The 22,862-nt window shown below is 61.4% G+C and carries 23 protein-coding genes and 4 tRNA genes; 12 read left to right on the top strand and 15 right to left on the bottom strand.

The genetic code is table 11. The features are described 5' to 3' along the window. Positions 1 to 135 precede the first annotated feature (135 nt). The gene (locus HGSM_RS13085) at positions 136 to 339 is read right to left on the bottom strand and encodes a DUF3073 domain-containing protein (protein WP_019149218.1); all 204 of its coding nucleotides are present in this window, start codon (positions 337 to 339) and stop codon (positions 136 to 138) included. A gap of 316 nt (positions 340 to 655) precedes the next feature. On the opposite strand from HGSM_RS13085, the gene HGSM_RS13080 reads away from it, so the two are divergent. The 3 genes from HGSM_RS13080 to HGSM_RS13070 all read left to right on the top strand — a co-directional run bounded on the left by HGSM_RS13080 (position 656) and on the right by HGSM_RS13070 (position 3,051). Continuing rightward, the gene (locus HGSM_RS13080) at positions 656 to 898 is read left to right on the top strand and encodes a BldC family transcriptional regulator (RefSeq protein WP_019149217.1); all 243 of its coding nucleotides are present in this window, start codon (positions 656 to 658) and stop codon (positions 896 to 898) included. Positions 899 to 1,075: 177 nt separating this feature from the next. Beyond that, positions 1,076 to 2,410, top strand: coding sequence for a phosphotransferase (locus tag HGSM_RS13075; RefSeq protein ID WP_019149216.1), 1,335 nt, complete (start codon positions 1,076 to 1,078; stop codon positions 2,408 to 2,410). Positions 2,411 to 2,595: 185 nt separating this feature from the next. Beyond that, on the top strand, positions 2,596 to 3,051 hold the full coding sequence (locus tag HGSM_RS13070; RefSeq protein ID WP_040595291.1) for a hypothetical protein: 456 nt from the start codon (positions 2,596 to 2,598) through the stop codon (positions 3,049 to 3,051). 216 nt (positions 3,052 to 3,267) lie between these two features. Here the strand turns inward: HGSM_RS13070 and HGSM_RS13065 are convergent, their stop codons facing one another. The 5 genes from HGSM_RS13065 to HGSM_RS13045 form a co-directional block, all read right to left on the bottom strand. After that, entirely contained in the window at positions 3,268 to 3,951 is a 684-nt protein-coding gene (locus HGSM_RS13065) for a response regulator transcription factor (RefSeq protein WP_019149214.1), read from the bottom strand. Next, positions 3,948 to 5,333, bottom strand: coding sequence for a sensor histidine kinase (locus HGSM_RS13060; RefSeq protein ID WP_195891399.1), 1,386 nt, complete (start codon positions 5,331 to 5,333; stop codon positions 3,948 to 3,950). Before HGSM_RS13060 ends, HGSM_RS13065 begins: the two co-directional genes overlap by 4 nt. 102 nt (positions 5,334 to 5,435) lie before the next feature. Next, positions 5,436 to 5,723: a DUF3618 domain-containing protein gene (locus tag HGSM_RS13055; RefSeq protein ID WP_019149212.1), complete on the bottom strand. Its 288-nt coding sequence runs from the start codon at positions 5,721 to 5,723 to the stop codon at positions 5,436 to 5,438. Continuing rightward, positions 5,720 to 6,166, bottom strand: coding sequence for a phage holin family protein (locus HGSM_RS13050; protein WP_019149211.1), 447 nt, complete (start codon positions 6,164 to 6,166; stop codon positions 5,720 to 5,722). The genes HGSM_RS13055 and HGSM_RS13050 overlap by 4 nt, the downstream gene beginning before the upstream one ends. A gap of 205 nt (positions 6,167 to 6,371) precedes the next feature. Beyond that, positions 6,372 to 9,047, bottom strand: coding sequence for a phosphoenolpyruvate carboxylase (locus HGSM_RS13045; protein WP_019149210.1), 2,676 nt, complete (start codon positions 9,045 to 9,047; stop codon positions 6,372 to 6,374). A gap of 114 nt (positions 9,048 to 9,161) precedes the next feature. Between HGSM_RS13045 and HGSM_RS13040 the strand changes: the two genes are divergently transcribed. Next, complete coding sequence (locus HGSM_RS13040; RefSeq protein ID WP_019149209.1) at positions 9,162 to 9,722, top strand: phosphorylase family protein; 561 nt, start codon at positions 9,162 to 9,164, stop codon at positions 9,720 to 9,722. 28 nt (positions 9,723 to 9,750) lie between these two features. On the opposite strand, the gene HGSM_RS13035 is transcribed toward HGSM_RS13040, so the two are convergent. After that, a complete protein-coding gene (locus HGSM_RS13035; protein ID WP_040595290.1) occupies positions 9,751 to 10,413 on the bottom strand; it encodes a DUF4126 domain-containing protein in 663 nt (220 codons plus the stop codon). Between the two features lie 441 nt (positions 10,414 to 10,854). Between HGSM_RS13035 and HGSM_RS13030 the strand changes: the two genes are divergently transcribed. Then, positions 10,855 to 11,061: a DUF378 domain-containing protein gene (locus HGSM_RS13030; protein WP_019149207.1), complete on the top strand. Its 207-nt coding sequence runs from the start codon at positions 10,855 to 10,857 to the stop codon at positions 11,059 to 11,061. Between the two features lie 135 nt (positions 11,062 to 11,196). Here the strand turns inward: HGSM_RS13030 and HGSM_RS13025 are convergent. The 4 genes from HGSM_RS13025 to HGSM_RS13010 form a co-directional block, all read right to left on the bottom strand. Further along, positions 11,197 to 11,272, bottom strand: a tRNA-Phe gene (locus tag HGSM_RS13025). 39 nt (positions 11,273 to 11,311) lie between these two features. After that, positions 11,312 to 11,385, bottom strand: a tRNA-Asp gene (locus HGSM_RS13020). Positions 11,386 to 11,428: 43 nt separating this feature from the next. Next, a tRNA-Asp gene (locus HGSM_RS13015) sits at positions 11,429 to 11,502 on the bottom strand. A 39-nt stretch (positions 11,503 to 11,541) separates the two neighbouring features. Continuing rightward, positions 11,542 to 11,614: transfer RNA gene (locus tag HGSM_RS13010), tRNA-Glu, on the bottom strand. A 99-nt stretch (positions 11,615 to 11,713) separates the two neighbouring features. Between HGSM_RS13010 and HGSM_RS13005 the strand changes: the two genes are divergently transcribed. Continuing rightward, the gene (locus HGSM_RS13005) at positions 11,714 to 12,067 is read left to right on the top strand and encodes a metallopeptidase family protein (RefSeq protein ID WP_019149206.1); all 354 of its coding nucleotides are present in this window, start codon (positions 11,714 to 11,716) and stop codon (positions 12,065 to 12,067) included. A gap of 80 nt (positions 12,068 to 12,147) precedes the next feature. Next, positions 12,148 to 13,131, top strand: coding sequence for a UDP-glucose 4-epimerase GalE (gene galE, locus HGSM_RS13000; protein WP_019149205.1), 984 nt, complete (start codon positions 12,148 to 12,150; stop codon positions 13,129 to 13,131). A 371-nt stretch (positions 13,132 to 13,502) separates the two neighbouring features. Here the strand turns inward: galE and HGSM_RS12995 are convergent, their stop codons facing one another. The 3 genes from HGSM_RS12995 to HGSM_RS12985 all read right to left on the bottom strand — a co-directional run bounded on the left by HGSM_RS12995 (position 13,503) and on the right by HGSM_RS12985 (position 16,977). Continuing rightward, positions 13,503 to 13,730: a hypothetical protein gene (locus tag HGSM_RS12995; RefSeq protein ID WP_019149204.1), complete on the bottom strand. Its 228-nt coding sequence runs from the start codon at positions 13,728 to 13,730 to the stop codon at positions 13,503 to 13,505. Between the two features lie 228 nt (positions 13,731 to 13,958). Continuing rightward, positions 13,959 to 15,362, bottom strand: a complete 1,404-nt coding sequence (pntB, locus tag HGSM_RS12990; RefSeq protein ID WP_040595289.1) for a Re/Si-specific NAD(P)(+) transhydrogenase subunit beta — start codon at positions 15,360 to 15,362, stop codon at positions 13,959 to 13,961. Between the two features lies 1 nt (position 15,363). Next, positions 15,364 to 16,977, bottom strand: coding sequence for a Re/Si-specific NAD(P)(+) transhydrogenase subunit alpha (locus tag HGSM_RS12985; protein ID WP_019149202.1), 1,614 nt, complete (start codon positions 16,975 to 16,977; stop codon positions 15,364 to 15,366). 390 nt (positions 16,978 to 17,367) lie between these two features. On the opposite strand from HGSM_RS12985, the gene HGSM_RS12980 reads away from it, so the two are divergent. The 4 genes from HGSM_RS12980 to HGSM_RS12965 all read left to right on the top strand — a co-directional run bounded on the left by HGSM_RS12980 (position 17,368) and on the right by HGSM_RS12965 (position 21,403). Next, on the top strand, positions 17,368 to 18,345 hold the full coding sequence (locus HGSM_RS12980) for a siderophore ABC transporter substrate-binding protein (RefSeq protein WP_019149201.1): 978 nt from the start codon (positions 17,368 to 17,370) through the stop codon (positions 18,343 to 18,345). A gap of 157 nt (positions 18,346 to 18,502) precedes the next feature. Continuing rightward, positions 18,503 to 19,495, top strand: a complete 993-nt coding sequence (locus HGSM_RS12975; RefSeq protein ID WP_040595307.1) for an ABC transporter permease — start codon at positions 18,503 to 18,505, stop codon at positions 19,493 to 19,495. Further along, positions 19,488 to 20,651, top strand: a complete 1,164-nt coding sequence (locus HGSM_RS12970) for an iron chelate uptake ABC transporter family permease subunit (protein WP_019149199.1) — start codon at positions 19,488 to 19,490, stop codon at positions 20,649 to 20,651. The genes HGSM_RS12975 and HGSM_RS12970 overlap by 8 nt, the downstream gene beginning before the upstream one ends. Then, entirely contained in the window at positions 20,648 to 21,403 is a 756-nt protein-coding gene (locus HGSM_RS12965) for an iron ABC transporter ATP-binding protein (RefSeq protein WP_019149198.1), read from the top strand. Before HGSM_RS12970 ends, HGSM_RS12965 begins: the two co-directional genes overlap by 4 nt. 111 nt (positions 21,404 to 21,514) lie before the next feature. Here the strand turns inward: HGSM_RS12965 and HGSM_RS12960 are convergent, their stop codons facing one another. After that, entirely contained in the window at positions 21,515 to 21,700 is a 186-nt protein-coding gene (locus HGSM_RS12960; RefSeq protein WP_019149197.1) for a hypothetical protein, read from the bottom strand. A 92-nt stretch (positions 21,701 to 21,792) separates the two neighbouring features. Here HGSM_RS12960 and HGSM_RS12955 point away from each other — a divergent pair, with 92 nt between their 5' ends. Further along, positions 21,793 to 22,758, top strand: a complete 966-nt coding sequence (locus HGSM_RS12955; protein WP_019149196.1) for a prenyltransferase/squalene oxidase repeat-containing protein — start codon at positions 21,793 to 21,795, stop codon at positions 22,756 to 22,758. The last annotated feature ends 104 nt before the right edge of the window (positions 22,759 to 22,862 follow it).

The raw sequence follows: 22,862 nt of genomic DNA, 5'->3' as shown, positions 1-22,862 counted from the left end.
AGCACGGACATGACAAATTCTCGGCAACTGCATGACGCAGTTACCGAGAATTTGCATAATTAGTTAGTACGAAGCCCTCACACCGTGTGGATAGCTCGGAAGCAACCTTGAAGGACGAGGGTCCCAGGAGCTAAGTCAGAACTCGTCTGACCTGCCCGAGTATGGATCGATCTCGTCGTAGTTGGCATAGTCGCTCTCGTGGCGAGATTCGGTTGCAACGTCCGAGCGACGTGTGCTTCCCAGCTCCCGCTGAAGCGCCTCATAGTTAGGCTCAAAGGATGCGTACTTCAACTCGCGTGCAACCTTTGTCTGCTTTGCCTTCTGACGGCCGCGGCCCATGGCTCCGACCCCCTCAACGTATTAGCGGGGCGGGCCCACATGTGGGCGGCCCCGTGCTCAAATAAATCTGTTCGTGGGATAACCGTACATTGAAAGGCGTGCTTTTTACTACTCGGAATCGCGGTTTTTCTAGGGGCGAAACACGGCTGCAGCAGGTCTGGCAAGACTTTCGACTCAAAAACAGGGTGCTGTGATATTTTTCACCCGATCGGCTTGCGCCCACCTAGGTTCGCACTGGAATAATGGGTAAATCGTAATGATTTGATCGCGCAGCTCTAATCCTTTGGAGCCGGATCATTGCGTGGGAAGGTACAAAATGTCTATCAACCGTGGCGAACCAGAGGTTCTGCTTACGCCAGCCGAGGTGGCTTCCATGTTCCGCGTGGATCCTAAGACCGTCACCCGCTGGGCCAAGGCCGGCAAGCTCTCGTCCATTCGTACTCTCGGCGGCCACCGTCGTTACCGCGAGTCCGAAGTGCATACATTGCTTGAGAACTCCGGCATGATCATTCCTGAGGAAGATCTTCCGTTCTACAAGGAAAAGCACCCTGACGCGTAAGCTCAGCCGCCTTACTGCTCAATAGCTTCACACCACTGAACTGCTGCTTAGTATTCTAAGCAGCAGTTCAGTGCTTTTCCGGGTGATCTCACCCTGTAACTTTCATGTCGTAGCGCGTTCCGGTTGCAAAGGTGCCAGAACACGCGATCAAATGGCCCAAGACATGGAGAGGGCCGAATGGTTTCAAGCAAGTCGCGCTGGAGCGAAGCAGAGCAAGTCGAGTTCTTCTCGCACACCGAGATTCTCGACCTCATCGCCAGTGTTTACGCCGCTGCGGGTGCCGTGAAGACCGCAACTCTGGTGGAACTACACCACCGCCCGGGTGCTGGGGTTTCAGGGCTGTTCGAGGTTGTCGATAGTGCTCCGGCCGAGCAGCCCGTCTCTTTCGAGCCCCAGGGCGCCTCCCCGGATGCAATCAACCACACGGCCTCGCACTCGCCGCCCGGCCAGCCAGAACCCTCTGCAGAACCCAACTCGGATGCGTCAGTGGCTCCTCTCTTTGTAGTTGCTACGTCGGAGGTCATCGACGCCGAAGCACCGAATGTGGTGCGTATGTCGAGCGGACGCGGGGACCTCACGTTCTGGGAGCACCCTCACGATCCGGGTTTGGTGGGGCTTTCACGCGCGAGCATTCCGGAGTCGGTCCAGGAGACCTGGGGCAATGGTGCAGCCCTCATCGACCTCGAAACAATGGCCTACAGGCCGCTGCGGCGGGCAGTGTTGAAGGCAACCTTTGCCCAGCCCACGGGCACGATCTTCCTCAAGGTCCTTCGCAAGGATGCGGAGATTCTGAGGCACAAGCACGAACTTCTCTTCCGCGCAGGGGTTCCCGTGCCGGCGACTATCGGCCCGCTGGTGGACGGAGTCGTGGCCATTGCTCAAGTCCGCGGAATGCCGCTCGCGCAGGCAATCATGGACTCGCGCATCCGTCCTATTAGCGGAGGCCAGATTATCTCGCTCCTCACCGCCTTTCCCGCCGAGATCGCCACTATGCCGAGCCGCCCCGCGTGGACTGACAGGCTGAGTTGGTACGCGCACGCCGCACGGACGGCCATTCCCGGTTCCGCCGCGCGCATTGACGCGCTCGTGGCGCGGATCGAGCGGGTGCTCGAGACCGCCGAACGCGGCCCGCTCGCGCCCAATCACGGCGACTTCTACGAAGCCAACGTGTTTGTGGAGAATGGCCTGATCAGCGGCCTGATTGACATCGACTCTGCGGGGCCCGGATACCTTATCGACGATCTTGCGTGCTTTGTGGGACACCTTGCGGTGTTGCCCACGCTCGATGAGCGGTATGCACACGTGCCACAGTTTGTAGATGAGTACCTTGAGGACTTTGCGGACTACCTCCGGCTCCACGGGATCACCGTGGACGGGCTGTACGCGAGGTCTGCGGGAATCGTTTTGACCCTGATTGCAGGGGCGCGCGACGAGGAGAATCCGGAGTGGGAGAAGGCGGCTTTGGCGCGGCTTGAACTAGCGGAAGACCTGATGAACCGCGTGGTTGTCTAGGTTCTCACCCTTTATGAGAGCATTCTCATCGTGCTCTTCTTGTTGATTCACGTTGGGCGTGCAGAGTTGTACTTGTTCGGTTGAGGACGCAGGCAGACAGAGACTCGCACGGTTTCAGGACACCTCATCGAATGGCCGGTCAACCGGCGTTCCTGAAGAAGTGCATAGACGAAAGGGAGGCCATCATGAAGGTCCCAACAACGTGGATTGCGACCGGAGCTCTTGGCCTGGTTGCCGTGACTGGAACCTTTGCAGCCGCGAACGCGATCCAGAACCCATCCGATGCTCAGCTCGACAACGTGGGTGACCTGCAAAGCACCTCGGACGCTACCAAGGTCTCGGCGACCCCCTCAGCGAGCCCGACTGACACGGCCGTTGCCGCAGTGTCCGCGCCGTCGCCGAAGAGCGCCAACTCTCCAATCTCGCCGAGGACCCCTGTGAGCGCTGCTAGCCAGGTGACCGCGGCAAGCCCGATCTCTCCGGTTTCGGCCAACTCCGCAGTCACACCGATCTCACCTAAGTCGGCTGCCACACCGATCTCACCTAAGTCAGCTGCCACACCGATCTCACCTAAGTCGGCTGTCACTCCGGTTTCACCTAAGTCTCCGGTGAGCGCACCATCGGCTAAGTCAGCCAACTAGCCCACAGGGCGCGCAGGCAGCTCGAACCCTGTAGTTCGCGACGTAGATTCGCTGAGGCCCGGCACACCACCTGGTGTGCCGGGCCTCAGCGTGTCTATAGCCGTCCCCTCATGCCGCGCCCAGCGCGCAGGCAACAGCCACTCAGGCAATACCCGCCCAAGCCACAGCCATCCAAGCGGCTACCGCGCAGGCAACACCCGCCCACGTCACAACCGCTCAGGCGAGCGCTTTGGAGGCCTTGGGCATGCGGTATCCGACTCCGCGGACAGTTTCGAACCACGAAGCGCCTATCTTGTTGCGCAGATATCGTACGTACACGTCGACCACGTTGGACCCAGGGTCGAAATCGTATCCCCAGACAAGGCTCAGCAGTTGCTCGCGTGAGAGGACAATATCCACGTTGGTCAGGAAGGTCTCCGCAAGCGCGAACTCACGCGTGGAAAGATCAACCAGCCGATCGCCGAGGTAGACCCTGCGGGTTAGCAGTTCGAGCCGGAGAGGCCCGTTGACCAGCTCATTCGATGCCTCTTCCTGCGGCGATGAGTTGCGCAGGCGCAGTTTGATCCGCGCGAGCAACTCTTCAAACCGGAACGGCTTGGCCATGTAGTCGTCTGCGCCGCCTTCGAGGCTCGCCACAGTGTCGTCAATACTCGTACGCGCAGTCAACACGATGACGGGGATGTCGTTTCCCGATTCACGCAGGGAGGCGAGAACGTCCAGGCCGCTCTCGTCGGGGAGCCCGATATCGAGCACGATCAGGGAGAATGTGCCGGCCGCCAGGGCAATCCGCGCGCCTTGCGCGCTCGGCACCGCGAGCGGCTCATATCCCGCCGCACGTAGCCCCTTTGAAATGAAGGAACTGATCCGCTCCTCATCCTCGACGATCAGGATCTTGTTCATAGTACTTTCGGGCTCGCTTGCGTGGTGGGAAGGACGATGGTGAAGGTGGACCCCTCGTCCTCTGCTGACTTGATGTCTAGGCGGCCCCCATGGGCCGAAATGATTGCCGACGATATTGCGAGTCCCAGCCCGGATCCCTTGGTTCCAGCGGAACTGGTCCCGCGCACGAACCGCTCGAGGATCTTTTCGCGGTCTCGGGATGAGATGCCGCGGCCGTGGTCAGTTACCCGCAGCGCGGCGTAGCCGGGCTCAAAGGCGTGGGCTGACACGTGGATTGCGCTTCCGGGGTCCGAGTACTTGACGGCGTTCTCACATAGTTGGAGCGCTGCTTGGGTGATGCGCTGGGGGTCTGCTATGACCGTCAGGCCGGACTCCGCGGCAAACGTCCATTCCCGGTCTCCGAGCAGTTTGGCCTTGGCAAACACGTCTGCGGTGAGTTCGTCGAGCGGGACAGGCAATGGGCGCACAAAGTCCACACGGTCCGACTTTGCGAGCAGCAGCAGGTCGTCTATCAGGAGTGCCATGCGGTCCAACTCGTCGAGTGCGAGTTCCCTGGTCTCGCGCACGTCCTCAGGGTCCGCCGGATCAACCAACTCAAGGTGACCACGGACAATCGTGACGGGCGTGCGCAGTTCGTGACCAACATCGTCGAGAAGCTTTTTGTGGGAGTCCAAGGCGGACTCTACGCGGTCCAGCATGGAATCGAAAGTGTGGGAGAGCTCTGCGAGGTCATCGGTGCCGGTGGCGCCAATGCGGCGGGACAGGTCCGTCTGAGTGATGGACTGGGCAGTCTCACGAAGGTCGCGTAGTGGACGCAGCATGCGTCCCACGAGGAACCATGAGGCGACAACGCCGGCGACTAGGAGGCCGAGGCTGATCCACACGAACGGCAAGAACGAATCGTAGAGGCTACGACGCTCCGCGGTCAGGTCGTAGGCGGCTACGTAGAGGCCGACCTGATCGCCTCCGCGGATCGACGCCGGCAGCGAGACCGCCCGGTAGGTCGCTTTGTCAGTTGTGATGGTGCGTATGTAGACCTTGCCGTCGGCCTCAGCGCCCGCTGCCCACGACATGAACTGAGGGTCGTCCTCCAACCGGACGCCGACGGTGTCGGGGGCCGTCCAGCGCAGTGCGCCATCGAGAATGGCTACGTGGCCCTCGTGCTCAGCGGGCTGCGTGCTCTGCATCGCCCTGTAGAGGATGTCGGACACACTCGCGTACGGCTTGCCCGTCTCGGAGTCGTTCGGGGCCGTTACGAGGCGCTGGTAGTTGCTGGTGGCGCGCCGCAGTGAATCGTCAATGCGGTTGGTCATCTCGCGATGCTGCAGTAGGTAGAGCGTCACAGTTGACGCGGCCAGGATTCCCACAACGAGAACAATCATGCCCACCAGCATGCGAGATCGCACCGATAGCCCGAGTCGGCGGGTACGACGCTTCGGGCTATCGGTTACTTCACTCGCAGAGGGCACAAGAGCGCCGCGGGATTACTTGCGCTTCTTGGTCAGGATGCTCAGAACCAGGAGAGCCGCACCACCCACGGCAACACCGAGTGCAGCCTTTGCGTTGCGTGCCCTGCGAGGGTCCTCGTCGTCGTGTGGGAAGCCTCCTCCGGTGACAAAGGTGGCTGCGTCAGTTGCAGCAAGCTTTGTTGCAGAGGAGACTTCCTGAGCAACGTTTTTAGGGTTGACGCGGGTGAGCAGCTCGTCGAGGGTCGCGGTGAGCTCATCACGAGCGGCCTGAACCTCTGGGTGGATGTCGCGAGGATCGCTCATTTGATGCCGTCCTTGATGTGGTTAACGTCGTCTTTGATCGCGTTGATTGCTGATGAAGGGGTGGGAGGGGTGTTCTTCGCAATCGTGTTCTTTCCAACGAGTCCCAAGATGCCGGCGACTGCCAGGATGATCACGGCGGTGACGAGCGACGCTGCCCAGCTTGGAAGTACGTTGTCGAGGCCATGATAGCCCGCGAAGAAGAGGTAGCCGAGGCCGAACAGCGCAAAGACGCCGGCGCCGACGAGCAGTCCAATGCCCATGCCGGACTTGGCTGCCTTCTGCGTCAGTTCGCTCTTGTATGAGTTGACCTCCGCACGCAGCAAACGCGCGACCTGTTCGGACAGCTGCCCTACGAGTTCGCCGATGCTGCTCCTACGGCCCGAGCCGCTCTGCGAATCAGAGTTTGAAAAGCTCTGGTCATTGTTGTTGCCCGTGTAGGACATGTGTTCTCCAAAGATCGATGGATCACTGTGTGTACTTACTTTACTCAACTGGTCTGACGTTCGGTGAGCAACTTGAAGCGCACACGACACGGTCGCAGAGTCAAGACTTTCCGTGCAACTGCGTAAAACCGGACCGCTAACGGAAAAACGATGCCCTCCTCCCGGCATTCCAAGAGGAGGGCATCGTCTGGCTCAGCAGTATTTATCAGCCGGTGTTCTGCAGTCCTGCTGCGACACCTGAAACAGAAAGCAGCAGAAGTCGTTGGACTTCTGGGTCGGTCTCGGCGTCCTGCGGGGCATTGCGCAGCGCGCGGAGCGCACGGAGCTGGATCAACGAGAGTGCGTCAACGTACGGGCTACGCAGCTTCACGGCGCGGGAGAGCACTGGCTTGTTGGAGAGAAGCTCCTCTCCGCCGATGATCTTGGTGACCCACGAGCGAGTCCGGTCCATCTCGTTGAGCACGAGTGCAGACAGGTCCTCACGGTCGCCCAGAGCAAGGTATTCGGAAGCAATCCTGTCGTCCGTCTTTGCAAGGGACATCGCCACGTTGTCGATCATGGTGCGGAAGAGCGGCCATTCACGGTACGCCTCTTGAAGAATGGGGAGGTCTCCCACAGCCTCAAGCGCCGCGCCCAAGCCGAACCAGCCGGCGAGGTTGATGCGGGCCTGAGTCCACGCGAACACCCATGGGATCGCGCGGAGGTCCTCAAGGGACTCAACGGACAGGCCACGACGCGCAGGGCGCGAGCCCAATGCGAGCATGCCGATCTCTTCCATCGGAGTGACCGTGGCAAACCATGGCGCGAAGCCAGGGGCCTTGACCAGCTCGAAGAAGTGAGCACGCGATGCGTCTTCCATGGTCTGAGCCACGCCTGCATACTTGGCTGCGGCGTCCCAGTTGCGCTTCTCGTTCGACGGAGCGAGCGCTTGGAGGATTGCTCCCGCGACCTGGTCCATGTGGCGGATCGCGATTTCAGGGTCGCCGTAACGGGCAAAGATGACCTCACCCTGCTCTGTGAGCTTGAACCTACCATCAACCGAGTGTGGCGGCTGTGCCAGGATCGCGCTGTTTGCAGGGCCGCCACCGCGCCCAAGAGCGCCTCCACGGCCGTGGAAGAGCGTGAGCTTGATGTCGTTGTCGTCTGCCCACTGTGCGATCTTCTGCTGGGCCTCGTACAGTGCCAGGGTTGCGGCAACTGGGCCGACGTCCTTGGAGGAGTCCGAGTAGCCGAGCATGACCTCGACCTGGCGCCCAGTCTCCTCGAGACGAGCGGCATAAAGCGGGTCAACCATGATCTCGTTCATGACGCCAGGTGCTGCCTGCAGGTCATCGAACGTCTCAAACAGCGGCACAACGTCGAGCACGGGAGGCGTGCCCTTCGGGCCGACCGCCGCACGAGCGAGTTTGTACACGTTGGCCAGGTCTTCTGCGTTCGTGGTGAACGAGACGATGTATCGGCCCGCGGCACGCTTGCCGTAGCGGTCCTGGATGAACGAGATCGCGCGGAATACCTCGAGAACCTCTGTGGCCTGCTCGCTGAGCGGCTTGCCGGACTCGAGTTCGGCAAGGACCCGGCGGTGTACCTCGGAGTGCTGACGGCACTCGAGCTCAGCAAGGTGGAAACCGTAGGTCTCAACCTGCCAGATCAGGTGCTGCAGGGTCCCGAATGCCTGGCGTTTGGCGCCAGCGGATACGAGCGACTCCTGGATGATCCGCAGGTCCGAGAGGAGATCCTCGGGATCCGAGTAGGAAAGGTCAGCGTTGCGGGTGCGTGTGGCCGCAACACGGCGTGCGATGAGCAGCATGGCGTGGCGGTGCGGCTCGTTGGGGGAGCGCATTGCGATCTCAGTAGCTGCGTCCTCGTCCTTGTTGCGGAGCGAGGCGAGTAGAGCCGAGAGCTCGTCGGAGGCCGGGGTGGTCTCGCCGTCCAGGGTCAGGTTGCGGCCAACGCGCAGCGCGACTTGCTCAAGGCCGCGCAGTACGTGCTCGGACGCGATTCCTGCCGCAGTGCGGGTGACCTTTGCGGTGACGAACGGGTTACCGTCACGGTCGCCGCCGACCCACGAGCCGACGCGCACGAAGGGTGGAACAACGGGCCCTGTGTATCCGGCCTCGATGTCGCCCTTGAGCGCGCCGTCCATGCGTGAATACATGTTGGGGACCGCGGTGAAAAGCGTGTCGTCGAACGCAGCCATGACCGAGCGGACCTCAGCCTCAGGGGTCGGCTTGGTCGCGCGCAGGGGAGCAGTGCGCCACAGGGTGTCGATTTCCTCGATGAGGTTGCCCTTGACGCGGGCTGCCTCGGTTCCGGCTGCCGAGAGCGACTCGAGGTCGGTCAGGAATCCGGAGATACGGCGAATTGAGGTCGAGATGGCACGGCGACGCGCCTCGGTGGGGTGTGCCGTGAACACGGGGTGGAACCGCAAACCTTGGAGCTTCTCGGACGCTTCCTCAGGTCCGAGTTCCTCGACGAGTTGCGCGTACGCCTCGGCCAGCGCGCCGCGCTTGTGCGGGAAGTCCACCTCGAGGTCGCGGGTCCTCAGGGAGCGCACACGGTGGTGCTCTTCCGCGAGGTTCACCAGGTGGAAGTAGCAGGTGAAAGCGCGGGCCACCTCATCTGCTCGTTCTAGGGTGAAGGACTCAACTACCTCGACGGCGCGGTCGAACGCCTCGGGCGTGGTGTCTGTGTACGCGGCGATCGTCGCGGTGCGAAGGCGCTCAACGTCCTCGAATAGGCCCGGTGAGTCAGATTCCCGAAGCACCTGTCCCAAAAGCGTGGCAAGAAGATTGACGTCACCGCGCATCGAAGCGGGCATCTCCTGCTCGGCCTCGTGGCGACCCACGACGTCCCCAGTTGAAGTGTTCTTTGGTGTGGACATGGGTTAATGCTAACCGTCTCTTGGCATGGTGCGACGAATTGTCCAATCCCTCGATGCCGCGCACGGGCTCCACCAGCACGAACCTTTCCGGATCTCGCGTGAGACGATGGGCGAGTGAAACTCCTTGTTGCTGCGCTAGAGATCGAACTAGACGCCTTTCCCGACCACATGCCCGGCTACGAACGACTAGTCACCGGGGCCGGAAAACTCAAGGCAACTTTCGAGCTCACTAGGGCTCTGACCTCGGGAAACTTTACAGAAATCGTCGTCGTGGGGACTGCCGGGTCGATCGACCCTGAGGCAGCATCCGGCGTGCATGAGATCGCCCATGCGATCCAACACGACGTGTACGACCTGCAGGGTACCCGCGGTTCACACCTCGCTCTAGACCAGACGGTCTCGACCGGTCGCCCAGGAGTGACGATCGCCACTGGCGACTTTTTTGTCCAGGACGCAGACGAGGTCGCGGAGATCCGAGCATTGGGCGCAAGCCTTGTGGACATGGAGACCTTCGCCTACATCTGGGTGGCCCAGCGCATGGGCATTCCTGTGCGTGCAGCGCGTGCGGTCTCCGATTCCGCCTCTGACGGCGCGATCCTCACGTTCCGTGAGCGCGTTGCGCTCTGCTCTGCAGAGCTGTGGGAGTGGTTCCAGGCCGAGTGTCTAACCGCCTAACTGCCTAACTGCCTAACTGCCTAACTGCCTAACTGATTGTCCGCGATTCTGGCCCTGACCCATGAACTCGTCGCCTTTCGCGATACTCGGCGTACGACGCCTTGGCGTCCGCGTATTTGCGGCGCAGTTTCACAAACAGCCAGATGCCGAGCGCGACAAGGCCCAGCGCTAGGATCAGCGCGAGCACTGGCAGCAGTATTGCCGTGACCAGCAGGATGATCGCTGCGGCGTCTTCGCCAACGCTGGTCAGGAAGTTGGAGAACGGCTCGGGTAACAGGTTGATGACCGCACGCAGTGTGCTCTTGCCCAGTGACACGGCTCCGGCCGACCCGCCGCCCAGCACGGCACCGGTGATCATCGCGCCGGTGCCCGCGTCGGCGCCGAGCTGCATTCCAATCAGCGCGCCAAAGATGGGGCGCAGCACTCCCTGGAGCACGTCCCAGGCCGAGTCGAGGAACTGGAACTTGTCCACCAGGAACTCCCCGAGGGCAATGAGCCCCGTGACGGCAAGTACCCACGGATTGGCCAGTTGGTCTGGGATCAGCTGGACTGAATCGTCGATAATTTGGGGTGCGGATTCCGGCACCCACAACTTGGCCGCGCCCAGGAAGAACACGGTGAAGTAGGGCCGCAGTCCCGCTGCCGAGCCTGTTGCGATCGCCATAAGCGACGCTGCAATGAAAGTTTCCATGGTTGTCCTCACCGGTGGGGTTGTGGCAAGGATATGGTGTGGAGGCTTTGAGCGCTCAGATTTCGGACGTCTTCTGGCAGATTCGACTCCTTCCTAGACTCGGGGAGAACTCCCCTTCAGGTTGCCGATGTGTTGCGACGGGTCGAAGGTAGATAGAGGAAGGCACCTCCGACTCGCGAGTGCGGGTGTGTCATCTAGTTTTACCGCCATAGATCGCAGAGTCCAGGCTGCGCTTCGTGCGTTATGAAAAGCCCCTTGGTGAGATATTCCAAGGGGCTTTTCACTTCTAGGCATGCGGGACCGGGCCGTGTCGCCGAACGGTGTTCTCAGTGGATAAGTAGGTCTTGGATGCTTCTAGTGGCGAGACTGTACTGCAGGACATAGGTTTGAGACACCAGCATTTATCTAACAAAGCAGTTTGATTAACACAAAGGGGAAAAAATGCGTGGACTTGTAGGTGTCGCAACGGCACTGACCATTGTGGGGGGAATCAACTGGGGCTTGGTGGGGGCCTTTGACTACAACCTTGTCGATGCGATCTTCGGCGAAGGGTCGACCGGTTCAAAGGTCGTATACATTGCAGTAGGGGTGTCAGCGCTTATCGCGCTCGCTAACTTCTCGTACTTGCGCCGGAACCGAGTGGACTGAGCGTGACTCGCTAGTCGCCATCGGCCAACGGTGTACGCCCGTGGCCCCGTGCGTAAGCCACGCACTGGAAGTTCTAGCGCGTAACAAGAAGCGTGTAATAAGAAAGGCCCCCAGTTTCCTGGGGGCCTTTCTACCTGGTGGCTCCGACCGGCATCGATCCGGTGACCTTTCGATTTTCAGTCGAACGCTCTACCAACTGAGCTACAGAGCCAGGTTTTGTTCATGGTTACTAATAGTAGCCGATGAACTGCGACCCCGACGGGACTTGAACCCGCGACCTCCGCCGTGACAGGGCGGCGCGCTAACCAACTGCGCTACGGGGCCTAGACGTCTATCTAGACCACTTCACAAATCGCTCTGTGAAGAGCGACCCCGACGGGACTTGAACCCGCGACCTCCGCCGTGACAGGGCGGCGCGCTAACCAACTGCGCTACGGGGCCTTAAAAAGGCCGTGATGGCTAACTACTTTGCAGTAGTTGTACCCCCAACGGGATTCGAACCCGTGTTACCGCCGTGAAAGGGCGGCGTCCTAGGCCTCTAGACGATGGGGGCCTGCTTTGACGTTTTGGGCTGGGCCCGTTTGTCGCTGCTCGAAAAGCATATGGGTAAACCGAACCAAAATGCAAAACGAATATCTGGCACGATTGTTGCATGGTTGAGATGAGCTCCGAGGACTTTGAAGACGCAGTGTCAGATGCACTGGATCAATTGCCACAGGAGGTCATAGATCGTATTGATAACGTGGTAGTGCTCGTAGAGGACGAACCGCCGGCAGAAACGCCGGATTTACTGGGCATTTACGACGGAATCCCTCTGACAGAGCGTGACTTCATGTGGGCTGCGGGGGCTCTCCCGGACCGCATTGTGATCTATCGTAATCCGACCCTTCGGATGTGCGAATCGCGCGATGAAGTGGTGAAAGAGGTCCTCGTCACAGTTGTTCACGAGGTTGCGCATTACTTTGGTATTGATGACGATCGGCTGCACGAGCTAGGCTGGTCATAGACTTACTTGCGCGGCAAAAATAAGTCGCGCAGGCGCATGATTGCGCCACACTGCGCGGCAAACAATCGATTGGTGGAGGCATGACAGTTCTCGTTACGGGCGGCGCCGGCTACATCGGAGCCCACGTCGTACGAATCTTGCAGGAGCAGGGCACGGAGGTTGTCGTGGTGGACAACCTCTCGACCGGACGCAAGGACCGCATTGGCGGGGCGCCCCTGGTTGAGCTCGACGTTGCAGGTGAGGGCGCAGTCGAGGTCCTGACCGAGACCATGAAGAAGTACAACGCCACTGCCGTGATCCACTTTGCCGCGCAGAAGCAGGTTGGCGAGTCAGTGGCTCGTCCCGCGTACTACTACCAGCAGAACGTGGGCGGACTGGCCAACGTCATCGCTGCCATGGAGAACGCCGGCACGCGTGACCTCGTATTCTCATCCTCCGCAGCAACCTACGGCATGCCACCTGTTGCCGTGGTTGAAGAAGATGTCGAGATGAAGCCCATCAACCCATACGGTGAGACCAAGCTCATTGGCGAATGGCTCGGACGCGCCGCCTCGAAGGCTTGGGGCATGCGGTTTGCCGGCCTGCGCTACTTCAACGTGGCCGGTGCTGGTTGGGACGACCTGGGTGACCCAGCGATCCTGAACCTCATCCCGATGGTCCTTGAGCGCGTGGCCAAGGGGAATGCGCCACTCATCTTCGGTGCCGACTATGACACCCCCGACGGCACCTGCGTGCGCGACTACATTCACGTACTCGACCTGGCCAAGGCGCACGTAGCTGCACTGAACTACCTCCAGAACGACGAGCGCACCGCCGATGTTTTCAACGTATCCACGGGCGAGGGTGCCTCGGTCAAGCAGATCATCGACGGCTTGGCTAAGGCCTCGGGTATCGACATCCAAGCCGAGATCCGTGAGCGCCGCGCCGGCGATCCTCCACACCTCGTGGGCTCGCCCAAGCGCATCAACGAGGTCCTCGGCTGGAACGCGGAGAAGAACCTCGACGACATCCTCAACTCGGCTTGGTCCGCATGGCAGGCGGGCCCCAACCGCATCGAGCTGTGATCTAGTTCCAGTTTCATGAACGTCGGGGTCGGCACGTTACACGTGTCGACCCCGACGCTTTGTGTTTTAGGTGGGGCGCTGGCTACTTTTCTGTGAGGGGCGCGGGCCGTGGGTCTCGCCGAAATATTCGACGATCGTGACCGCCTTCCAGCGGGCCCCGGGTGAGCGTCGCCGGATTGTTGACGATCGTGCCCGCTACCCATCTCAGCGCACCCCACCGGGTGGTGGGGTGGTGCTGGGACGTGAGCAGGATCGTCGTGAATCAGGGTGTGAAACACACGGGAACCCGCCATTTTTGTTCGATTTTGCCCGAGGAGCGGCTGCAATCGAACAAAAATGGCGGGTTCGAGGTGCAAAAAAGGGGCGGGACGCTACTTGGCGAACCGGTTCACAGCCCACGCGCCGATGACGCCGATTGCGAGCGCACCAACAAAGAACATGGGGTTGCGAGTCGCGCCGAGTAGGGCATAGCCGCCGGCGCAACTGATCACGAGGAGGGCGCCACCGAGGAACCAGTTTGCTTGCTGGTTGCGGCGCGCTTGGTCAATTTTTGCTTGTTCGGCGCGTTGTTCGGGGGTCAGGTCCATGTCGTCAGCCATGGAGCCAAGGGTACTCGCCTTGGCTGGAACGTCTGCACTGGAAATGCGTGTGGGCGCACCGCGCCGGGGACTGGCGCCATGCAAACGGCCGGTGGTCACAGTCAGATTCTGACTGTGACCACCGGCCGCAGGGTTGTGCGTGAGTTGTTGTGCGCGAGTTGTTGCGCACGGGACTAAGCCCGCAAGACCACGCCCGCAAGGCGAAGCCCGCAGGGGAGTCCTGGGAAACTACATTGCCCGGACGATGTCCTCCACGCGCTCCTTGGCGTCGCCAAACAGCATGGAGGTGTTGTCCTTGAAGAACAGCGGGTTCTGCACGCCCGCGTAGCCCACGGCCATGGAACGCTTGAACACGATGACCTTGCCGGCGTTCCACACCTGGATCACGGGCATACCCGCGATCGGGGATGAGGGGTCGTCCTCGGCGGCGGGGTTGACGGTGTCGTTGGCGCCGATCACGAGCACGATGTCGGTCTTGGGCATCTCCTCGTTGACCTCTTCGAGCTCCTCCACGATGTCGTAGGGGACCTTGGCCTCGGCGAGCAGCACGTTCATGTGCCCCGGCAGGCGTCCGGCCACGGGGTGCACGCCGAACACCACGTGCTTGCCCTCAGCGCGGAGCTTGGTGGTCAACTCAGCCACGGGGTACTGGGCCTTGGCCACAGCCATGCCGTAGCCGGGCGTGATGAGGATGGACTCGGCCTCCTTGAGGAGTTGGGCCACCTCCTCGGCGGTGATCTCGTGGTGTTCGCCCTCAACCGCAGCGCCGCCGCCTCCGCCGCCGGCCGAGGCGGAGTCATCCGCACCGAATCCGCCGAGGATCACGGAGATGAATGAGCGGTTCATGGCCTTGCACATGATGTAGGACAGGATCGCACCGGAGGAACCAACTAGCGCACCGGTCACGATGAGGAGGTCGTTGGACAGCATGAAACCTGCGGCTGCCGCGGCCCAACCGGAGTACGAGTTGAGCATGGAGACCACAACCGGCATGTCGCCGCCGCCGATCGCCATGACCAGGTGCCAGCCCACGAACAGCGCGAGCGCAGTCATGATCAGGAGCGGCCAGATCGACGGCGCAGCGATGAACCAGCCCATGAGCCCCAGCGAAATCACCACGGCGCCCGCGTTGAGCAGGTGACGGCCCGGTAGGGTGAGCGGCTTTGACTTGATCTTGGCGGCGAGCTTGAGCCATGCCACGATCGAGCCGGTGAACGTGATCGCACCGATGAACACGCCGAGGAACACCTCAACCAGGTGCACGGCACCGCCGTGCGAGTCGGTGAGGTATGAGTTGAAGCCCACAAGCACCGCGGCCAGACCCACAAAGGAGTGCAGGATCGCGATCATCTCGGGCATCTGCGTCATCTCAACGGAACGGGCTTTCCACGAGCCGGCGATCGCGCCGATGCCCAGAGCAAGGAAGATAAGCGCCGCAGTCACGCCCGCGTTGCGCTCGGAGTTTATGAGCGCGAGGGCCACGGTCGCGGCGAGCGCGAGCACCATGCCGACCTTGCCGGCCAGGTTGCCCAGCCCTGCGGTCTCCTGCTTAGACAGGCCCGCGAGCGACAGGATAAACAGTACGGCTGCTACGAGGTAGACGGCCTGTACGAGTTGGGTCATCAGTTCCATCTCATGCGTCCCTTCTGAACATGGCGAGCATGCGGCCGGTCACCAGGAATCCACCAAAGATGTTGATGGACGCAATGGCTGCGGCGATGAACGCGAGGGTGGTCACGATCCAGTTCTCGCTGCCGATTTGCAGCAGGGCTCCCACGAGGATGATTCCCGAGATCGCGTTGGTCTGGGCCATGAGTGGGGTGTGCAGCGAGTGGCTAACACCCGAGATCACGTAGAACCCGATGACCACTGCCAGGACGAACACGGTGAAGTGCCCGGTGAAGGATGGCGTGGAGAACGTGACGGCTGCGATGACGGCGAGGGCCGCTAGCGCGACCCAGATGGCCTGTCCGCGTCCCTTGGCGGCTGGCTTCGCCGAGATTTTCGACGATTTTGCTTGCGTCCCGTCCGCACCCGCGGTCGCACTCCTGGTTGCGGCTGGCGCGGTGGAGCCGGCGGCGTCCGCCGAGGTCTGCGGAGCGGACGCGAGGGGTGCTGGCGCGGCCGAAACTTGGACGGGCGGCGGTGGCCACAGGATGTCGCCCTGGTGGGTCACTGTGATACCGCGTACCACGACGTCTTCGAGGTCTACTGCAAGCTGGCCGTCCTTGGCGGGCGTCATGAGCTTCAGCAGGTTAACGATGTTCGTGCCGTAGAGCTGGGAGGTGTGCTTGGGCATCCGGCCAGGGAGGTCGGTGTAACCAATGATGGTGACGCCGTTCGCGGTGACGGTCTTCTTGCCGGGCTCGGTGAGCTCGCAGTTTCCACCACCTGAGGCGGCGAGGTCCACGATCACGGAGCCTGGCTTCATGTTTGCGACCATCTCTGCCGTGATGGTGATAGGGGCCTTGCCGCGGATGAGCGCGGTGGTGACCACCACGTCTGCGGCTGCGGATTCGGCCGCGTACACGCGGGCCGTGGCGGCTTCCTGCTCTTCGGAGAGCTCGGAGGCGTAGCCGTCTGCTGACTTTTGGGCGGCAGCGTCCACGCGGACAAAGGTGGCTCCCATGGACTCGATTTGCTCGGCCACGTCCGCGCGCACGTCATACGCGCGCACCTCCGCGCCAAGGCTTCCTGCTGCGCCGAGCGCTGCGAGTCCTGCGACTCCTGCGCCGATGACGAACACGCGCGCTGGGGGAGTGGATCCTGCCGCGGTGACCTGGCCTCCGAACATTCCGGCGTACGCCTCGGCCGCCTCGATGATGCCGCGGTATCCCGAGACGTTGGACATGGTCGAGAGCACGTCGAGGGCCTGAGCGCGAGAGATGCGGGGAACGGACATGAGGTTCAGCGCAGTGACGCCGAGCTTCTGGGCCTCTTGGACGAACTCTGGGGAGCCGTCCGGATCGAGGCGGGAAATCAGAGTTGAGCCGGACTCCATCTCCGCGAGCGTCGTCAGAGCGGGGGCATCTACGGTGATTACAATGTCGGACTGCCATACGGTTGAAGGCTCAGTGAGGGTTGCGCCTGCTGCGAGGAAAGCGTCGTCGGTGATGCTGGCCTGTTCGCCTGCCCCTGCCTCGACGACTACCTCGTAGCCGAGCTTGATGAGCTGTTCAACCGTTTTGGGTGTGGCCGCGACGAGCCGCTGTTCGGCTGACGCTTCCTTGGGTACTCCTATGCGCACGGGCTTCTCCACATGAAATAGGTACGGTCACCCTATTAGAACAACTAAGTTCACGATTCCAACAGGACCTTCGGTCCCCACGTGTCCAAACTGTTATCAAAAAACGTCCACTGTATGGAATGGCTGCCCGGGCGTTTCCCCGAGAAGTGTCCACGGCGGGCGGGTGTGCTGCAGGTCACGTGTCAGATCGTGAGTGCGGGCTATTCGTTGGAAGTAAGCGAGTTGTGGCGCTCGTGAGGCGTCTTTTTGGGGGCTGCGTCGCAAAATCGAATTACGTAACGCTTCCGTTCCTAAATTCGGTTAGGTTAGGCTAACTTCGGTCGTGCGGCGCAGTAGCCGCACAGCAGTAGCACGAATTTGCCACTCAACTCCAATGAAAAGGGAAAGTAGATGAGCCGCAACCGCCTCTTCAAGGCCTGGTCCGTTGCCGCAGTCGCAGCACTGGCTTTGTCCGCATGCGCAACCTCCGACGCCAATGAAGGCTCCGCCTCGGGCAAATCGGTCACCGTGGAGGACAACAACGGAGCCCAGACCATCTCGCTCCCTCTAACTTCCGTGGTTGCCACAGACAACCGCACGTTTGAGACCCTCTCGGACTGGGGCGTTGAACTCAGCGCTGCCGCGGTGGCTCTCATGCCCAACACGATTGCGTACACCAAGGACGCGGACATCATTGACCTTGGTAACCACCGCGAGCCGAACCTTGAAGCGGTCGTTGCAGTAGACCCGCAGCTCATCATCAACGGCCAGCGCTTTGCGGGCTTCCACAAGGACTTTGCTGAGTTGGTTCCTGACGCCGTGGTTCTGGAACTCGACCCACGTGAGGGCCAGCCATTCGATGCGGAACTCAAGCGCCAGACCACCGTGCTGGGAGAGATTTTTGGTAAGCAGGCAGAAGCCAAGAAGCTGAACGACGACCTCGACGCAGCAATCGCACGGGCAAAGGCCGCCTATACCGCTGGTGACAAGGTCATGGGCGTCAACGTGTCCGGCGGAGAGATCGGCTATGTTGCACCATCCAACGGACGCACGCTCGGCCCACTGTTCGACATCCTGGGTCTCACTCCGGCGCTTGAGGTAGAGGGGTCCGACGACCACCAGGGTGACGACATCTCAGTTGAGGCCATCGCGGACTCCAACCCGGACATCATCCTGGTCATGGATCGCGACGCAGCTGTTGCCGCCGACGAGGCAACCTACCAGCCCGCAGCCCAGGTCATCGAGGGTTCGGAGGCGCTCAAGAACGTGAACGCGGTCAAGAACGGCAACGTCATCTACATGCCGAATGACACGTACACCAACGAGGGCATCCAAACCTACACCGAGTTCCTCAACATGATTGCTGAACAGCTTGAAGCCGCTCAGTAGCACCCGATAGGCCCAAGCCGACGCCCCATTTCCGCGCACGAGTGCGGAGGTGGGGCATTGGCGCGTTTACGCAGGCCAGCACTGTGTACAAAGAACAGCACTAAAGAAAAGACTGCACATGAGCGCCTCACCCGCACTCGATCCGAACCCGGCGGGGATGTCTGCCGGACAAACAGCCGAACCGCTGGCAGCCGCTACCAAGAAGAAGGTCGTTGACTGGAAGCTTGGCCTTGGCGTACTGGTTGTCCTCGCGTTGCTCACCCTTTCCCTTTTCACGGGTGTCTACAACGTGTTTGACGGCGAGTTCGGCGGAGAGATGTTCGCGATCACCCGGATTCCGCGCACTATCGCACTCGTGCTGGCTGGCGCCGCGATGGCAATGTCCGGACTGGTCATGCAACTCTTGACCCAGAACCGGTTTGTTGAACCCACCACTACGGGCACCACCGAGTGGGCGGGCCTTGGCCTTCTGCTCGTCACCATCGTCTATCCGAACGCGAGCCTGAGCACCAAGATGATCGCGGCCATTGTTGCCTCTTTTGTGGGCACGATGGTGTTCTTTATGTTCCTACGCAGGGTCTCCCTGCAGTCGTCCCTGATCGTTCCTATTGTGGGAATCATGCTTGGTGCCGTGGTCGGGTCCATCACCACGTACCTCGCGCTCGCTACGGACACCCTGCAGAACCTCGGAGTGTGGTTCGCCGGCAGCTTCACGTCTGTTCTGCGCGGGCAGTACGAGGTGCTGTGGATCGTTGCGCTCGTGGCCATCGCTGTGTTTATTGCCGCCGACCGGTTCACAGTTGCGGGCCTGGGTGAGGAGATCGCCACCAACGTGGGGCTTAACTACAACCGCGTGATTCTGCTGGGTACCGGGCTCATCGCCGTGGCAACGGGAGTCGTCACCGTGGTGGTGGGGAACCTGCCGTTCCTCGGCCTGATCGTGCCCAATGTGGTCTCCATGTTCCGCGGGGATGACCTCCGCTCAAACCTCCCGTGGGTATGCCTGCTCGGAATCGGAATCGTGACCGTTGCGGACCTCATCGGACGCACGATCATCATGCCTTTCGAGGTTCCCGTCTCCCTGATCCTGGGTGTGGTGGGCTCGGTTGTGTTTGTGGGACTACTCCTGAGGAGCCGCCGCCATGCCTGATCAGGAAACCATCCACGGGGATGTGAGTACTTTTGGTGCAAAAGAGCGGGGATTGCCACGCTCACTTGCACGAAAAGTGCTCACGCCCTCCCTGACTCCGCACCCCGACACCCTGCTCGACCCGAGCCACCCACTCGAGACCCCGATCCATGACGGCCGCGGCACCGTTGCCTTCATCAGCCGCACCAAGCGCCGCCGCTATTGGATCCTGGTGGGCGTGCTCAGCGCACTCGCGCTCATCTCGGCCGCGGGCATCCTGGCCTGGGGTAACCCCATGGAGTTTGGCACAGCCGGGTTCTGGCGCATTGCCGAGCGCCGAGCCATCGCGCTTCTCGTCATCCTCATCGTCGTGGTCTGCCAGGCGATGGCCACGGTGTCCTTCCAAACGGTCACGAACAACCGGATCATCACGCCCTCGATCATGGGGTTTGAGTCGCTGTATGTGGCCCTCCAGACCTCGGTCATCTACTTCATGGGCGCCGCGGGGCTCATTGCGATCGAGGGTCCCACCAAGTTCGCGCTCATGGTCGTCCTCATGGTTGGCTTTTCGCTCGCTCTCTACGGCTGGTTACTCTCGGGTAAGTTCGCCAACTTGCAGGTCATGCTTCTTGTGGGCATCGTGCTGGGCGGCGGGCTTGGCTCGATCTCCACGTTCATGCAGCGCTTGCTCACCCCGAGCGACTTCGACATCCTGAGCGCCAAACTGTTCGGGTCGGTGTCCAACGCGGACCCGTCCTACTTCCCGCTCGCCATTCCGCTGTGCATCGCCGCGGCGGGAGCATTGTTCATCCGGTCCCGCCGCCTCAACGTGGTCGCGCTGGGCCGCGATGTCACCGGCAACCTGGGCTTGGATCACCGCCGCGAGGTCATGATCACGCTGTTCTTTGTGTCGATCCTGATGGCGGTCTCCACCGCTCTGATCGGCCCGATGACGTTCCTTGGCTTCCTCACCGCCACGCTGGCCTACCAGTTCGCGGGCACGCACGACCACCGATACGTGTTCCCTGTAGCCGTGCTCACCGGGTTCGTCATCCTAGGCGGCGCCTACTTTGTCCTAAAAAACATCTTCTACGCGGAGGGTGCTGTCTCCATCGTCATTGAGGCGGTAGGTGGCATCGCATTCCTCGCGGTCATCCTGCGAAAGGGCAGACTGTGATCGAGCTCAAGGCTGTACGCAAGGACTACAGCTCCGAAGTCACCATTGGCCCCGTTGACCTGCAGATCCCCAAGGGCGGCGTCACCGCTCTTGTGGGCCCGAACGGTGCGGGCAAGTCGACCCTGCTCACGATCATCGGCCGCCTGATGGGTGCAGACGCTGGGTCCATCGAGATCGCAGGGTATGACGTGGCCACGACCAAGTCCAAGGACCTGGCCAAGATCGTCTCGATCCTGCGCCAGGAGAACCACTTTGTTACGCGACTGACGGTTCGGCAGCTGGTCGCGTTCGGCCGCTTCCCGTACACCAAGGGGCGGCTCAACAAGTTCGACGAGGAGATCATCACGCGCTCCATCAAGTTTTTCGAACTTGAGGACCTGCAGGATCGCTACCTCGACCAGCTTTCGGGCGGACAGCGCCAGCGCGCCTACGTGGCCATGGTCTTGTGCCAGGACACCGACTACGTCCTGCTGGACGAGCCGCTCAACAACCTCGACATGAAGCACTCCGTGCAGATGATGCAGCACCTGCGCCGCGTGGCCGACGAGCTCGGCCGGACCGTGGTCATCGTCCTACACGACATCAACTTTGCCGGTCACTACGCCGACCGCATCTGCGCGGTCAAGGACGGCCAGGTCGTCGAGTTCGGTACGTCCGCCGAGCTGTTCCAGCCCGAGACTCTGACCCGAGTGTTCAACACTCCCGTGGCGTGTGTGGACGGGCCTAACGGCCCTCTGGCCGTGTACTACTAGGCGCCGGCCTGCATCACATCACTGCGTGACAAAGTGCTTTACGACGATCGTGGTCCCGACCCAGCATCACGCTGGGACGGGACCACGATCGTCGAAAATCAGGTGGGCGCGTTAGCGCCGCGGCTCACGCTGGGAGCCGGCCTGAAGGTTGAGGGCGGGCTCGTCTGCGAGCGCGACGAGGCCCGGCGGAAGTTCGAACCGCTTGAGCGGCTCGATGAAGGTGTGCGGCGCGGCCTTCTCCGCGTCAAGGAGTTCCTTGTCCGGCATGAATGCTGTGATGAGCTCGTCGTTACCCATGTTTAGACTCTAATACCGAATGCACCACAGCACTTCAGGGAACCCAAACAGCAACAAGGGCTGCGCCACTTCTAGGCAGTACCCTTGTAAGCATGGCCCAAAGCGCTCCTATAATCTCGTGGCTGCTCGATTCCGACCCTGCGCTGCGATGGCAGGTGGAACGCGATCTCCTCGTACTGCCTGAGGAACAGTGGCAGGCCACGCGCGCGCTGACTGCGACCGAGGGGTTCGGGCGAGCCCTCTTGGACAAGCAGGACCCGGACGGCCAGTGGGCGGGCGGTGCGCACTTCCCCGGGGACTTTGACTTCGAAGGCCCCGAGGCGCAGCCAGGGCAAGGGCAGCCCTATACCTCCACGTCGTGGTCTCTGAACTCCCTGCGCGAATGGGGCGTACCCGCGTCCGCATTAGGTGACACCGCAGCTCGGCTGGAACGCAACTGCCGCTGGGAGTACGACAATCTGCCGTTCTGGGACGGCGAAGTGGACGCGTGCATCAACGCCTATACGGTGTCCAACGGTGTGTGGCTGGGACGTGACATGTCAGCGCTGGCGCAGTGGTTCGTTGATCATCAAATGGAAGAGGGCGGCTGGAACTGCGAATGGGTCGAAGGGTCCACGCGGTCATCCTTCCACTCCACCCTCAACTCACTCAACGGACTGTTGGATTACGAGATCGCGACCGGGGACACCAGGGCCCACGAGGCCCGGAAGAAAGCCGAGGAGTACCTGCTCGAGCGGCGCCTCATCAACCGCATGACCACGGGGGAGCGGATTGGGCCGTGGGTTGAACGTCTCACCTACCCGAACCGGTGGATGTACTCGTCACTTCGAGTCATGGACTACTTCGTGCGAGCGTACCGCCACGACAATCAGCGGCCGGACCCCCGCATGCTCGATGCCATTAACATCGTGCGCGATGCGCAAGACGAGTTCGGGCGTTGGGTGCAAGGCCCGCCGTTGAAGGGCCGCGTGTGGTTCGAAGTCGATGTGCCGCAGGGGGAGCAGTCCAAGTGGCTGACCCTGCAGGCCATGCGGGTCTTGAACTGGTGGGACAGGTAAGGCAAGCGTGCCATTGCGGCACTGGGCGTCCGGGACTAGGGTCGAGTGACCACTACGGGTGGGTTTAGTTGTTTTGCAAGCTCCACCGAGAACTCGGAAGGTAG

It is taken from the genome of Timonella senegalensis JC301, from assembly GCF_000312125.1.
GTDB lineage: Bacteria > Actinomycetota > Actinomycetes > Actinomycetales > Cellulomonadaceae > Timonella > Timonella senegalensis.
The sequence above is the reverse complement of the archived record's forward strand: the minus strand, read 5'-3'. Positions and strand labels throughout refer to the sequence as shown.